Consider the following 13,617-nt stretch of genomic DNA (forward strand, 5'->3'; position numbering starts at 1 on the left):
CCTGCCGGCAGAATTCGCCCTTGCGGTGATGGAGATCGAGAGTTTTTACGATCCCGAGGCGCGTGGCGGCGATGGCGAGGTCGGGCTGATGCAGGTGATGCCGGCCACGGCCCGGATGATGGGCTTTCGCGGCACCCTCGACGACCTGGCCGAGCCGCGCACCAACATCGCCCTTGGYGTGCGGTATCTCGCCGGCGCGTTCCGCYTGGCCGGCGGCGATCTYTGCACCACGGTGATGAAATACCGGGCAGGCCATGCCGAGACGCGGTTTCGGTTTCGCCGCGGTAGCCGGCCTCGGCGCGGTCACGGTTGGCGGCTCGGCGCCTCCCAGGGGCGTCTGCGTCAGGCGCTCCTTCGTGCCGGGCCCGCGCTACATGCGCTGTGTCGAATACCGGCCGGCGGCCCAGGCGCGGCATATCCGCAGCTTGCGCGCCAAGCTGTTTGGCGGCTAGGTCTGGATGCGGGGGACTGATTGCCGCGCTGCGCGCCTTCGGGCGCGCATGGACGCGGGTGCACTTTGGTTCTGCGCATGATCCTGTCCGGGGATCGATCCCATCCCGGGGACCATGCGCCAAGGGAGAAATGATGACGGTATCCCGACAGCGCTCTTAGCTGGCCCTGCCTCTCCGGTGCCAGCAGCCAATGGCGATCGCTTACAGCTGGTGGAATTGGCTTTATGACATGAAGATTCTGAGCTGCAAAGCTTTCTCATCCATAAATCCGATAGCATTTTAATTGTTCACGCAAGAATTCCTGAAACCTCAGCATGTCCTAATGTGCCTGCTTTCATCTGGGCGAGGCGGGGCATGTGGAAATTCCTTCTGGCGAAACGTGGCAACTTCGGTGCCATGACGGCGATTGCCATGGTGCCGATCATGGCGGGGGTTGCTGGGGTGATCGACTTCGTCAGCCTTAACAATAAGGCCGACAGGCTTCAGAACTCGCTCGATACGGCTGGCCTCGCGATAGGCACGAAATACTACTCCGGCATGACCAAGACCGAGTTGACGCAGCTCGGCCGTGATTTCTTCGACGCGAACCTCGTGAAGTTCCGCCAGGACGCTGACGACCTGATCTACAGCGAACAGGTCTCGGACTTCGAGGCCTCGGCGACGACCTCGGGCGACAAGAACTTCATCGAGGTCAAGTCGACCATTCACCAGCAGGGAATCATAGGCGGCTCGATCGACTGGACCTCCAATCGCCGCGCGGTCGTCCAGGTGGCGCCGGGGCAGCCGGCCTGCGTCCTGGCGCTCGATCCGCATGCCTCGGCTTCGGTCAAGCTGCAGGGCTCCACTCAGGTGACGCTTGATGGCTGTGTCATCGCGTCGAACTCCGATGCGGGCGATTCCGTCTCGCGCGGTGGCTCGGCCCAGGTGGCGGCGGAATGCGTGACGACGGTCGGCGGCACGACCGGCCTCACCAACTACAGCACCAAGCTTGCTTGCGGTCTGCCGTACGAGCGTCAGCTGGCGTCGTTCGATCCCCTCGCGAATGTCGTTCCGCCTGCCTATACGGCCTGCCAGAATGTTCCTGGCGGCAAGTCGAAGACGCTGTCGCCCGGCACCTTCTGCAACAAGACGCTGTCGGGCGAGGTGACCCTCGAGCCCGGCGTCTACATCTTTCGTGGCGGCCAGATCAAGCTCGGCGGCAACGGCACCCTCACTGGCGTCGGCGTCACGATCTTCCTGATGGAAGATGCCCAGTTCGTCTCCAACGCCAACGAGGTGATCAACCTCTCGCCGCCAACCACCGGACCCTATGCCGGGATCACCGTCTACCAGGCCAAGAGCAACACCAACGACGTCCAGATCAACGGCGGTTCCGGATCGAACGTCACCGGTTTTGTCTATGCGCCGGGCGCGCATGTCTTTTACGCCGGCAATTCGGACATGACCGGCGGCGGCCAGTGCATCCGCATCATCAGCAACACCATCGAGATGACCGGCAATTCGTCGGTCAAGTCGAGCTGCGACGCTGAGCTCGGCGGCAAGAAGATGTATGCCGGGCGCATCATCTCGCTGGTCAGGTGAGGGACTGTCGTCGAGACCCGAGGCGACAGTGCGAATCTGGGCCGGACGATGGGGTATATTGCCTGCTGCATAGTCCATTCTTCATGGCGCGAGCAAAATGGTACGCTGGGTAACGTGACTGATGTGCGACACCCTAGTCTAGCCCCGCTGCCGGACGGCAGCGGGGTTTCTTTATTGTTATGGGCGGGAAAGAGTTCAACTGCTGCTGGACCGCGAAAAGGGTCAGCGGATGCTCAAGGTTAAGGTTCGGCTGCGCGCAAATAAGGAAACGGTGGGGAATGAAGCATGCTATCTGAATAAGAGATTTGCGTGTCGAGTGATCCACAACGGATAGAAGTCCGTAATTTAATACGTCACCCGCGCCGGAAGCGGGCTCGTGGGTGTCGTCCATGCGAAATGTCGCCCAGCGCCTAGCTCGGACTCCTGGCTGCATCTCGGCCGCACCTGTGACCGCTAGGCCAACTCAAACACGGCTGCTCAATGGGAAGGGTTCCGAAAGTCCGCCCATTCGGCCTCCCTGAACTTGGGGCCTGTATTTGTCTCAGCCCGACGCTGCGCGGTTCATCTGCTGGGCTCTTATCTGTCGCCTTGCTGGCAGGGGCCGCCCTGCAAGTGGCGGGCTTCCCCGACCGCCTTCCGCCGCCAATTGCGAGGATACGGCCTGCCCTCTGTGATGATGTGGATTGAATCGCGGACCGCAGAGCCGCGTTGCCTTTCCCAAGCTGTCAGGTTATCTCTATGGGACTGGAAACAGTGGCGTTTCCCAAATTTCCCAAAGCAGACTCCACCCGGCTCGAGCCGATGACCGGGTAGTATGTCGACCTGCTCAATAGGTGGCTTATATCGCATGGCGAATGGTGACTGGCGGATTGGCGTCCTGTTTTCCAGCAGCGGGGTAACCGCTGCAGCCGAAATGGCTGAATCGAACGCGACACGCCTTGCAGTCGAAGAGATCAACGCGGCCGGCGGCGTTCTCGGGCGCCAGATTAAGCCGGTCTTTTACGACCCGGAATGTTCGGCCAAGAAGTATCAGGATCTGGCGGTTCGCCTGCTTGCCGAAGACAGGATCAAGATTATCTTCGGCTGCTACATGTCGTCGGCGCGAAAGGCCGTCCTGCCGGAGATCGAAGCCTACAGGGGCATGCTGTTCTACCCGACCTTCTATGAAGGGTTCGAGTATTCGACGCGCTGTTTCTACACCGGTTCCTCATCGAACCAGAACGCCGTCCAGCTAGCGCGCTACCTGATCGAGAATTACGGCACGCGTTTCCTCTTGGTCGGCTCTAACTACGTGTTCCCCTACGAGTACAACCGCGTCGTGATGGACCTAGTCACTAGAGCCAAGGGCACCATTCTCAACGAACTCTACGTGCCCGTCGAAGCCGTTCGCAAGGATTTCGATCGAGTCATCAAGCAGATCGGCAAGCTGAAGCCGGACATCGTCGTGTCGACGGTGGTCGGCACCGGCGCGGTCATGCTCTACGAGGCCTACAAGGAAGCCGGTTTCGACGTCGCCACAATGCCGATCGCTAGCCTGACGACCACCGAAGCGGAAGTCGCCGAGATGGCACCTGATGTCGCGGCGGGGCACCTGACATCGGCGTCGTTCTTCGAGACGCTCGACACGCCGCGGGCGCGTCAGTTCGTATCGTCCCTCAAGCAACGGTTCGGCGCCGACGCCCAGGTTACGGCGGGCGCCGAGGCTGCCTATTTTCAGGTTCATCTCTACGCCAAGGCGCTGGAGCTGGCCGGCACGGACGAGCCGGAGGCGCTGGCCAAGCACCTCGCAGGGCTGGAATTCGATGCGCCGCAAGGGCGGATCCGCATCGATCCTGACAATCACCATACCGAGCTATGGTCGCGCATCGGTCGGGTCAACGCCGAGGGCAAGTTCGACATTATCTGGCAGTCCGAAACACGGGTCAGGCCGGATCCCTATTTCGTCACGGCATCATTCGATGATTGGATGAGCAAGCCCCATCAACTGAAACGCAAAGCATAGCGGATCGTTTTCGGTGCCAACCAGGATACTCCAAGACCTGAAGGGCTTGCGCGTCCAAGTCATCCACCCTCCGGACCAGGAGGGGCTGGCCTTGGTCGAGCATCTCAGGCGCATCGGTTGCAGTTGCGAGACGACCTGGCCTTTGCCCGACGCCATCAACCCTTCGGCGGTGGCAGTGCTGGTTTCGATCGAGCAGGAAAACCGCGACAAGATACTGAGCTTGTTCCGGCCGGTGGAGCCATCCGATCCCGCCCTGATTGCGGTTGTCACCTATGAGGATCCGAGCACGCTGCAAGTGGTGCTGGAGTGCGGGGCCCTGGCGGTCATCGAGCGTCCGATACGTCCATTCGGCCTGCTGACCAATCTGACTATCGCGCGCGCGCTCTGGCTTGAGCGGCAGAACGCCAGCAAGCGCATCCGCAAGCTGGAGCGGAAGCTGGCCGGCAACAACCGCATCCTGCGGGCGAAGAATATTCTGATGGAAACGCAAGGGCTTAGCGAACAGGACGCGTATGAGAACATCCGCCGGCAGGCAATGGCTAAACGCGTCCCGATGGACGATCTGGCGAGCGCGATTATCAATGCGCATGAGCTCTTGACGTTCAAGGACATGCGTGACTAATATGAAAAATAATTGACGCCGGGTGAACCTCGGTCGTCGGTACGGTGTGAGACAAGGTGGTCCGCACCAGTGGCTATGTAGCCTGCAAACTCCTGAACGGAGTTGGCGGGCTTTTTTGTTTTTTGGCTTCCGACAAGGCCGTTGGCAGCCGTTTGGTTCTAACTGCAGAACTTCTTGACGCTCGTTGGTCAGTGCGTGCGAGCGCGTGCGCGTGGCTTCGCTTGTCCGGAATCTGGTCGTCCAGGTTCCACTGGAAAGCTTCTTATCTTGTTCGAAAGGAGAGACAGAAATCTGAGGGAGGTGGACGAGGTAAAAATAGAAATGAAATCGGCATGGATCGTCTTTTTTCTGAGGTGAATGGCGATGTTATTTCTAAATATAAGTATAAATAGGAAAAATACTTACATGTAGTTGATTGTTACGATCTTCTAATGCAGCCTTTACGTGGTCGCGAATGGGGCGACTTCAAAATGAAACGCACAAAGATGCGAACGGGAGGACTTATGAAGAACCATGATCGGCGTACATTCTTGAAAGCATCCGGCCTGGCCGCTTTTGGCCTGGCGACACCGGCGATCCTGCGCCTCGGCGACAAGGCTTGGGCCGCGGAGGAGATCCCGGTCGGGATCATGTATTCACTGACGGGCACCACCGCGATCGTCGAGAAGTCGATGAACCAGTGCGCCCAGATGGCGATTGACGAGATCAACGCCAAGGGCGGCGTCCTTGGCCGCAAGCTGCGCGCGATCATCGAGGATCCGGCGTCCGAACCGCGCATCTACAGCGAAAAGGCGCGCAAGCTGACGATCGAGGACCAGGTTCCCGTGATCTTCGGCTGCTACACCACTGCCAGCCGCAAGGCGGTTCTGCCTGTCGTCGAGCGGCGCAAGGGCCTGCTCGTCTGGCCGACCTGGTACGAAGGTGAGGAGTGCTCCAAGAACGTGCTCTATGCCGGCTCTGCGGTGCCCAACCAGCAGCTGGAAAATTCCCTCCCGTGGCTGCAAAAGAGCCTCGGCAAGAATAAGGTCTTCATCGTCGGCTCCGACTATGCCTTCCCGCGCGGAATGGCCAAGACGTCAAAGACAATCTGCGAAAAGATCGGCATGCAGGTTGTCGGCGACGAATACCTGCCGCTCGGGCACACCGAATGGGCGTCGATGGTCTCGAAGATCGGATCCAGCGGCGCGGACGTGATCTTCTCCAACGTGGTAGGCGACTCCATCGTTGCGTTCTACCGCGAGCTGCGCAACCAGGGCTACGATTTCGACAAGCTGCCCCTCTGCGCCTCGACCACGACGGAGGTCGAGATCAAGGCGATGGGCCCCGAATATGCGCTCGGCAGCTACGTGTCGCTGCCTTATTTCCAGACCGTCGACACGCCTGAGAACAAGGTCTTCGTCGAGGCCTTTAAGGCCTATGCTGGCCCTGATGCCGTGACCCACGCTGCGATGGAAGCGGTTTATGTCGGCGTCAACATGTGGGCGATGGCTGCGGAAAAGGCGGGCGACCTCGCCCCGGAGGCGATCGTTGCCAATGCCGGCGGCCTGTCCTTCGCCGCACCCCAGGGCAAGGTCACCATCGACCCGGACAACTTGCACAGCTACCTGACGCCGCGCATCGGCAAGACACGTGCCGACGGCCTGCTCGACATCGTCGACCAGTATGCCGAGCCGCTTGTGCCGCTGCCTTACTCCAGTGTCGGCGAGACGGCCGAAAAGCGGGTCTGCACGACAAGCGGAGCGACGCTCTAGTCCCCGACTGCCAGTCGTGCCGGCGCGCACTTTCACGCCGGCACGAACCCCCGACCAACGCGGATGGAAGCGGCATGGAAACTTTTGTCATCGGACTGAGCATCGCATCGATTTTGTTCATGGTCGCCCTTGGCCTGGCAATCATCTACGGCACCATGAGCGTCATCAACCTCGCCCATGGCGAGATGGTGATGATCGGCGCCTACACCACGGTGCTGGCGACCAAGCATCTCGGCATCAACATTTATCTCTGCCTGCCGCTGGCATTCCTGGTGACGGCGACATTCGGGCTGATCATCGAACGCACCGTCGTGCGCAGGCTGTACGGGCGGCTGCTCGATACCTTGCTGGCGACATGGGGCATCGCCCTCATCCTGCAGCAACTCATCCGGATCCACTTCGGGCTCGGGTTGTTCGGCGTCGAGATCGATGGCCTCGGCTCGGACCTGCAGAACGTGCCCGTTCCCGCCGAACTCCAACAGGCCATCCGCGTTTTCGGCGCCAACATACCGGTCTATCGAGCCTTCGTGTTCGTGGCCGCGCTGGCTCTGGGCGCCATCACCTGGCTGCTCATCTACAAGACGCGTTTCGGCAGCCAACTGCGTGCCGTCTCGGTCGCCCGCAACACGGCGGCCGCCTGCGGCATCAACGACAAGCGCGTCAACATGCTGGCCTTCGCCTACGGCTCCGGGCTTGCAGGCATCGCCGGCGTGCTGGTCTCGGGCTTCAAGACCGTGTCGCCCGACATGGGCACGCCCTATGTCGTCGACGCCTTCCTCGTCGTGGTCGCCGGCGGTGTCGGCCATCTGCTCGGCACTTTCGCCTCGGCAGGCATTCTCGGCGAGGTCCAGAGCTTTGTCGCCACCTGGGCAAACGACGTCTACGGACGGACAGTCCTGTTTGCCGTCGTCATCTTCATTCTCCTCTTCAAGCCTCAGGGCCTCTTCGTCACCAAGAGCCGCTGAGCTTGGCTGAAACATGGACGAGCGCATGACTTACCGCACCGCTTCCATCATCGCCTACATCGCCTTCTTCGCCGTTGTGCTCGCGCTTCCGCTGGTGCTCAACAGCTTCTGGACCAACCGTGTCGCGATCTACCTGGTCTATTCGATCTGCGCGATCGGCATCAGCATGTCGTGGGGCTATGCCGGCATACTCAGCCTCGGCCAGGGCCTGTTCTTCGGCATGGGCGCCTACATGCTGGCCATGTCGCTGACCCTGGCAGTGCCGGAAAACAATCCGGTGCCGCAGCTCATGCTGCTCAACATGGAACCGAATGCGGTTCGCGACTTGTGCTGCGTCACCACAGGCTCGTTCCTGTGGATACCGTTCCGGTCGGTCGCGGTCGGCATGATTGCCGGGATCGTCGTGCCGTGCGTCCTTGCTGCCGCGATCGGCTACGTCATGTTCAAACGGCGCACGACGGGTGTCTATGTCAGCATCATCACGCTGGCCTTCGCCCTGATCGGGCAGTTGCTGATCATCAACAACCAGCCCTTGACCGGAGGCTTCAACGGTCTGGCTGACCTTGCGCTGCTGGAGATTGGCGGCTTCGAGTTCGACCCCTACGGGCCGAGCGCCTACTACGCCGTCGCGCTCACGCTGATCGCGGTGATCCTGCTCGCCCGCTATATGCTGACCGGACGCATCGGCCAGGTACTTAAGGCCATCCGTGAGGACGAGGCACGCGCGCGCTACCTCGGCTACGACGTCGAGAACTTCAAGCTCTTCATCTTCTGCGTTTCAGCCGGCGTCGCCGGCCTGGCCGGGATGCTGTTCACGCTCACATCGGAATTCGCCACGCCGTCGCTGATGGCGACGTCACTCAGTATCTCGATGGTGATCTGGGCGGCGACCGGTGGTCGTGCGTCGCTGCTTGGCGCCTGCATCGGCGCGCTGATCGTCAACTTCGTCGGCTCGCTTGCCAGCGAAAGCGCGACTTTCCAGCCGGTGTGGCCTATCATCCTGGGGCTGCTTTTCGTCGTCGTCGTGCTGTTCATGCCGAACGGCATCGCCGGGATCTTCAAGGCGTTCATCGAACGCAACGGCAGGACCGAGCGGCTCGGCGAGATAAGGCCCTCCGGCAAGACTGAACGCTCCGACAAGTCCGAGCGCGTCCAGACCGAACTGACCGCAAGGGAGGCGTGACCGATGAATGCCCTTCATAGGCCATCGAAGATGGAGACCGTGTCGGCGGTGCCGATCCTGCGGACACAGAAACTGACGGTACGGTTCGACGAATTTCCCGCCGTGCGCGACGTCGACCTGTCGATCGCCGACGGGGAGCTTAGGGTGATCATCGGCGCCAACGGTGCCGGCAAGTCGACTTTGCTCGACCTTCTGTGCGGCAAGACACTGCCCTCCGAGGGCGAGATCTGGCTTCGCGACCGCAACATCACCGGCATAGGCGAAGCCGCGATCGCTCGCAGCGGCGTCGGCCGCAAGTTCCAGACGCCGACAGTGTTCAAGGACATGACGGTACTGGAAAACCTGCAGGTGGCGAGCAACCGCCGTGTCCGCGTCTTCCAGAACCTGTTCGACCGGGTGAAACCAGGGCCAAACGACAAGGAGATCGCGGTTGCCGAACGGACTGGCCTGCTCGGCTCGCTGAAGCGCAAGGCATCGGAACTGTCGCATGGCCAGTTGCAATGGCTCGAACTGGCGATGGTGCTGAGCCAGGATCCAAAAATCATCCTGCTCGACGAGCCCGCCGCCGGCATGACGGCGGCCGAGACCGACAAGACGGCGGAGCTGCTGCTCGATCTCGCGGGCAGCCACACGGTGCTGGTGATCGAGCACGACATGGCCTTCGTTCGCCGCATTTGCGAGACCATCACCGTGATGCACCAGGGGGCTGTCCTTGCCGAGGGAACCGCGGAGGAGATCGAAGGCAATCCCGCAGTGATCGAGGCCTATCTTGGATCGGCGACGCTCAGCCATGCTTAAGTTCAAAGACCTCAATGCGTTCTACGGAACCAGCCACATCATCCACGATCTCAACCTTGAAATCCGCAAGGGCGAGGTGTTCTGCATCATGGGGCGCAATGGCGTCGGCAAGACGACGCTGCTGCGCAGCCTGCTCGGCATCACCGTGAACACCAAAGGCACCATCGAGTTCGAAGGCGCCGACATCAGTGGCGACCTCACCTACCAGCGGGCGCGGCGCGGCATCGGCTATGTTCCGCAAGGGCGCGAGATCGTGCCCGGGCTCAGCGTGCTCGACAACATCCTGCTCGGCTGCAACGCCCGGGCGGATGGCCAGACCTCGGTGCCGCCACTGGTTTGGACGCTGTTTCCGTTCCTGAAGGACCACCTGAACCGGCGTGGCACCAATCTTTCGGGCGGACAGCAGCAGCAGCTGGCAATCGCCCGTGCGCTTGCCACCGATCCGAGCATCCTGGTTCTCGATGAACCGACGGAGGGCATCCAGCCCAACATCGTCGAGCATATCGAAGAGGCGATCGTGTCGCTCAACCGGGATCATGGCCTGACCATCATCCTGGTGGAGCAGAAGATACGTTTCGCCCGTACCGCTGCGCACCGCTTCGCCATTCTGGAGAAGGGGCAGATCGCTGCCGAGGGTGACACCGCCAATCTCAGCAATGAGCTGATCCACAAGCATATGGGCCTGTAGCCGCGAAGGCGGCCGCCAGCCTGAACGTCAGGCGCAGAAAGGATTTTGAGATGCTCCGAGTTGAAAGTGTGCTTGGCAGCCGCAACGATCCGGCCTTGCATGAGGCCATTCATCATCTCGAACACCACCATGCGGTGGAGTTCGTGACGNATGCTCCGAGTTGAAAGTGTGCTTGGCAGCCGCAACGATCCGGCCTTGCATGAGGCCATTCATCATCTCGAACACCACCATGCGGTGGAGTTCGTGACGGTAGCGGCAGGTGATCTCGACCGCCGGCGGCTGATGGCCAAGACCGACAAGGGCGAAGAGGTGGCGATCACCTTGCCGCGCGACCAGAAGCTGCATGACGGCGCGGTGCTGGTGCTCGACCGCCATCGCGCCGTGATCGTGCGCGCCGGCGAGCAGCGTTGGCTCAGGTTCACGCCGCGTTCGGCGAGCGATGCGCTCGAACTCGGCTATCACGCCGGCAATCTGCACTGGCGGGTGCGCTTCGACGGCGAGGATCTGCTTGTCGCGCAGGACGGTCCTGCCTCGGCTTACGCCGCACGCATCGAGCAGCTTATCTCAGGCGGCCGCGTCGAGATGGCCGAGGAGGCCGAATGAGCGTCCCATCGGCACAATTGCTCGTCGCCCTGCAACATGCCGATGGGCAGTTTCCCTCCGGCGGCTTCGCCTTTTCGCAGGGGTTGGAGGCGTCGTCCACGCTTGCCGGGAAACTGGGCGCCTTCGACTTTGCCGGCTTCGTCGATATCCAGATCCGCCATCGCTGGGCCGCCGCTGATCGCGTCGCGTTGGTGCGGGCTTTTCGACTCGCGGGCGATCTTGAGGCGCTGGCCGAACTCGATCGCGAGGTCGAGGCCTCGACCTTTGTCGAGGGGCTGCGATCTGGCTCGCGCCGCAACGGCATGGCGCTGCTGACGACACATGAGCGGATTGGGACGAGGGGCGCTGCCGCCTATCGTGCGATGGTCCGCAAGGGCGAAGCCTGCGGCCACCTGGCTGTTGTGCAAGGCCTGGCCTGGCAGGCGCTCGACCTCGACGAGGCGAGCGCCGTTGCGATCGGCGGCTACCAGATGGTGGCGTCACTGGCGACCGCCGCGGTGCGGCTCGGCGTGATCGGCGCCATCGATGCGCAGAAGGTTGTCGCGCGCGCCCTGCCCGCCATCGAGGCAGCGGCTGGTGTGCCTGTCGGCGATGACGAGCCGCTGCGGTCGTTTACACCGCTCTGCGAGATCGCGGTCGCTATGCACGGCGCTTCGGGCCAGCGCCTGTTTTCGAATTGAGGAGTACCCACGATGTTGCTGACGCCGACCGAACTCGAGCGCCTGACGATCTACACGGCGGCCGAACTGGCGCGCAAGCGCCGGGCCAAGGGCCTGTTGCTCAACTATCCCGAGGCGGTGGCGATCATCACTGACGAGATCCTCGAAGGTGCCAGGGAAGGGCGATCGGTCGCCGAGATGATGTCGATCGGCTCGGCCATCCTGACCCAGGCCGACGTCATGCCCGGGATCGCGGCAATGCTGCCGATGCTGCAGGTCGAGGCGACGTTCCGCGACGGCACCAAGCTGGTCACTGTGCACGAACCGCTGCGCCCGGCCGCCGGCGCGACCGCAGACGATGTCGAACCCGGCGCCATCGTTGCCGAGGAGGGTGACATCGAACTCAATGCCGGACGCCGCAAGCTTACACTCAAGGTTGTCAACACCGGTGACCGTCCGGTGCAGATCGGCAGCCATTATCATTTCTTCGAGGTCAACAAGGCGCTCGACTTCGACCGCGCGGCGGCCTTCGGCATGCGCCTCGACATTGCCGCCGGCACAGCCGTTCGCTTCGAGCCCGGGCAGGAGAAGGACGTGCCGCTCACCACCTTCGGCGGTCAGCAGCATATGTCTGGCCTCAACGGGTTGTCGAATGGCTCGGCCGACGATGCGGCGGTGAAGGCCGCTGCGCTTGAAAACGCCCGCGCCCGCGGCTTCCGCGGCGCCTGAGGGAGGAACGATCATGGCAACCCTGTCTCGCCGCGATTACGCGGCAATGTATGGCCCGACCACCGGTGACGGCTTCCGGCTCGGCGATACCTCGCTCGTGGCCGTCGTCGAGAAGGACTACGCCGTCTATGGCGACGAGTGCCTGCATGGTGGCGGCAAGACGCTGCGCGATGGTGCTGGCCTTGCCGCCGGCGTCACCAGTGCCGAGGGCGCGCTCGATTTCCTGTTGTGCAACGTTACGGTGATCGATGCCGTCGTCGGCATCGTCAAGGGCGACCTCGGCATCCGCGATGGCAAGATCGTCGGCATCGGCAAGGCCGGCAACCCGGCCGTCATGGACGGTGTCGACCCGCGCCTGATCGTCTCGGCGGCAACCACCGTGCGCGATTGCGAAGGCCTGATCGCCACCGCCGGCGCGCTCGACGTGCACGTGCATTTCGACAGCGCGCAACTGTGCGAGCATGCCATCGCAAGCGGCATCACCACCATGCTGGGCGGCTCGCTCGGGCCGATCACCGTCGGCATCGACTGTGGTGGTCCGTTCAATGTCGGCAAAATGCTGCAGGCGGCCGAGCAATGGCCGGTCAATTTCGGCTTCCTCGGCCGCGGCAATTCGCACAGGCCAGCCTCGCTTGTCGAGCAGATAGAGACCGGCTGCCTCGGCCTCAAGCTGCACGAGGACTGGGGCACCATGCCGGCCTCGATCGATACTTGCCTGACAGTGGCGGACGAACTGGATTTTCCCGTCCAGATCCACACCGACACGCTGAACGAATCGGGCTTCCTCGAAGACACGCTCGCCGCCATCAATGGCCGCACCATCCACATGTACCATACCGAAGGAGCCGGGGGCGGCCACGCGCCCGACATCATCAGCGTCGCTGGCGTGCCGTGGTGCCTGCCGTCGTCGACCAACCCGACCAATCCCTACACGATCAACACCTTCGATGAACATCTCGACATGACGATGGTGTGCCACCATCTCAACCCGGCCATCCCCGAGGACGTTGCCTTTGCCGAGAGCCGCATCCGCGCCCAGACGATAGCGGCTGAAGACATCCTGCATGACATCGGCGCGATCTCGATGCTCGGTTCCGACAGCCAGGGCATGGGCCGCATCAACGAGGTGATCTGCCGTACATGGCAGCTCGCCGACAAGATGAAGAAGCAGCGCGGCCGCCTGCCGGAGGAGACGACGCGCTTCGGCGACAATGAGCGCATCAAGCGCTACATCGCCAAATACACCATCAACGCTGCCCGCACTTTTGGCATATCAGAGCATGTCGGCTCGCTCGAAGACGGCAAGATGGCCGACATCATCATCTGGCGACCGGCCTTCTTCGGCATTAAGCCAGAGCTCGTCATCAAGGGCGGCTTTATTGCCTGGGGCGCGATGGGCGACAGCGCTGCGTCGCTGATGACCTGCGAGCCGCTGCTCTTGCGCCCGCAATGGGGTGCGTTCGGCCGCGCGAAGCAGGCGCTGTCGGCCTGCTTCGTCAACCCGCTGGCGATCGAGCGGGGMCTTGCCGCRACGCTCGACCTCAAGAAGGCGTTGCTGCCCTCGCGCGGCAACCGCGCCCTGTC

The 13,617-nt window shown here is 62.2% G+C and carries 13 protein-coding genes; all 13 read left to right on the plus strand.

Features of this window, described 5'->3' with window-relative positions:
* Window positions 1–472: transglycosylase SLT domain-containing protein (locus tag ASC75_RS13355; RefSeq protein ID WP_162244921.1), on the plus strand; the 472-nt coding region annotated here is incomplete at its 5' end.
* A 334-nt stretch (window positions 473–806) separates the two neighbouring features.
* Complete coding sequence (locus tag ASC75_RS13360) at window positions 807–2,033, plus strand: pilus assembly protein TadG-related protein (protein ID WP_055975976.1); 1,227 nt, start codon at window positions 807–809, stop codon at window positions 2,031–2,033.
* A gap of 847 nt (window positions 2,034–2,880) precedes the next feature.
* Window positions 2,881–4,035 (plus strand): transporter substrate-binding domain-containing protein, encoded by a 1,155-nt coding sequence (locus tag ASC75_RS13365; RefSeq protein WP_055975981.1) that lies wholly within the window; start codon window positions 2,881–2,883, stop codon window positions 4,033–4,035.
* Window positions 4,036–4,048: 13 nt separating this feature from the next.
* A complete protein-coding gene (locus ASC75_RS13370; protein ID WP_055975983.1) occupies window positions 4,049–4,657 on the plus strand; it encodes an ANTAR domain-containing protein in 609 nt (202 codons plus the stop codon).
* A gap of 503 nt (window positions 4,658–5,160) precedes the next feature.
* Window positions 5,161–6,408: a transporter substrate-binding domain-containing protein gene (locus tag ASC75_RS13375; RefSeq protein ID WP_055975985.1), complete on the plus strand. Its 1,248-nt coding sequence runs from the start codon at window positions 5,161–5,163 to the stop codon at window positions 6,406–6,408.
* A gap of 74 nt (window positions 6,409–6,482) precedes the next feature.
* Entirely contained in the window at window positions 6,483–7,373 is an 891-nt protein-coding gene (gene urtB, locus ASC75_RS13380; RefSeq protein ID WP_055975988.1) for an urea ABC transporter permease subunit UrtB, read from the plus strand.
* 25 nt (window positions 7,374–7,398) lie between these two features.
* Window positions 7,399–8,556 carry an urea ABC transporter permease subunit UrtC gene (gene urtC, locus ASC75_RS13385; protein WP_082496571.1) on the plus strand — a complete coding sequence of 386 codons (1,158 nt, stop codon included), beginning with the start codon at window positions 7,399–7,401 and terminating at the stop codon, window positions 8,554–8,556.
* Between the two features lie 30 nt (window positions 8,557–8,586).
* The gene (urtD, locus tag ASC75_RS13390; protein ID WP_244487837.1) at window positions 8,587–9,354 is read left to right on the plus strand and encodes an urea ABC transporter ATP-binding protein UrtD; all 768 of its coding nucleotides are present in this window, start codon (window positions 8,587–8,589) and stop codon (window positions 9,352–9,354) included.
* On the plus strand, window positions 9,347–10,042 hold the full coding sequence (gene urtE, locus ASC75_RS13395; RefSeq protein WP_055975991.1) for an urea ABC transporter ATP-binding subunit UrtE: 696 nt from the start codon (window positions 9,347–9,349) through the stop codon (window positions 10,040–10,042). Before urtD ends, urtE begins: the two co-directional genes overlap by 8 nt.
* Window positions 10,043–10,192: 150 nt before the next feature.
* A complete protein-coding gene (gene ureE / locus ASC75_RS13400; protein WP_055975994.1) occupies window positions 10,193–10,645 on the plus strand; it encodes an urease accessory protein UreE in 453 nt (150 codons plus the stop codon).
* Complete coding sequence (locus ASC75_RS13405) at window positions 10,642–11,325, plus strand: urease accessory UreF family protein (protein WP_055975997.1); 684 nt, start codon at window positions 10,642–10,644, stop codon at window positions 11,323–11,325. The genes ureE and ASC75_RS13405 overlap by 4 nt, the downstream gene beginning before the upstream one ends.
* 12 nt (window positions 11,326–11,337) lie before the next feature.
* Window positions 11,338–12,033, plus strand: a complete 696-nt coding sequence (locus tag ASC75_RS13410; protein ID WP_055976000.1) for an urease subunit beta — start codon at window positions 11,338–11,340, stop codon at window positions 12,031–12,033.
* Between the two features lie 13 nt (window positions 12,034–12,046).
* Window positions 12,047–13,617 (plus strand): urease subunit alpha (ureC, locus tag ASC75_RS13415; RefSeq protein ID WP_055976013.1); only part of this gene is annotated, 1,571 nt, incomplete at its 3' end.

The organism is Aminobacter sp. DSM 101952 (assembly GCF_001424795.1).
Taxonomy (GTDB): domain Bacteria; phylum Pseudomonadota; class Alphaproteobacteria; order Rhizobiales; family Rhizobiaceae; genus Aminobacter; species Aminobacter aganoensis.

Coding starts and splice junctions, on each gene's coding strand:
- ASC75_RS13360 (WP_055975976.1), top strand. CDS start 807: ATGTGGAAATTCCTTCTGGCGAAACGTGGCAACTTCGGTGCCATGACG.
- ASC75_RS13365 (WP_055975981.1), top strand. CDS start 2,881: ATGGCGAATGGTGACTGGCGGATTGGCGTCCTGTTTTCCAGCAGCGGG.
- ASC75_RS13375 (WP_055975985.1), top strand. CDS start 5,161: ATGAAGAACCATGATCGGCGTACATTCTTGAAAGCATCCGGCCTGGCC.
- urtB (WP_055975988.1), top strand. CDS start 6,483: ATGGAAACTTTTGTCATCGGACTGAGCATCGCATCGATTTTGTTCATG.
- urtC (WP_082496571.1), top strand. CDS start 7,399: ATGACTTACCGCACCGCTTCCATCATCGCCTACATCGCCTTCTTCGCC.
- urtD (WP_244487837.1), top strand. CDS start 8,587: ATGGAGACCGTGTCGGCGGTGCCGATCCTGCGGACACAGAAACTGACG.
- urtE (WP_055975991.1), top strand. CDS start 9,347: ATGCTTAAGTTCAAAGACCTCAATGCGTTCTACGGAACCAGCCACATC.
- ureE (WP_055975994.1), top strand. CDS start 10,193: ATGCTCCGAGTTGAAAGTGTGCTTGGCAGCCGCAACGATCCGGCCTTG.
- ASC75_RS13405 (WP_055975997.1), top strand. CDS start 10,642: ATGAGCGTCCCATCGGCACAATTGCTCGTCGCCCTGCAACATGCCGAT.
- ASC75_RS13410 (WP_055976000.1), top strand. CDS start 11,338: ATGTTGCTGACGCCGACCGAACTCGAGCGCCTGACGATCTACACGGCG.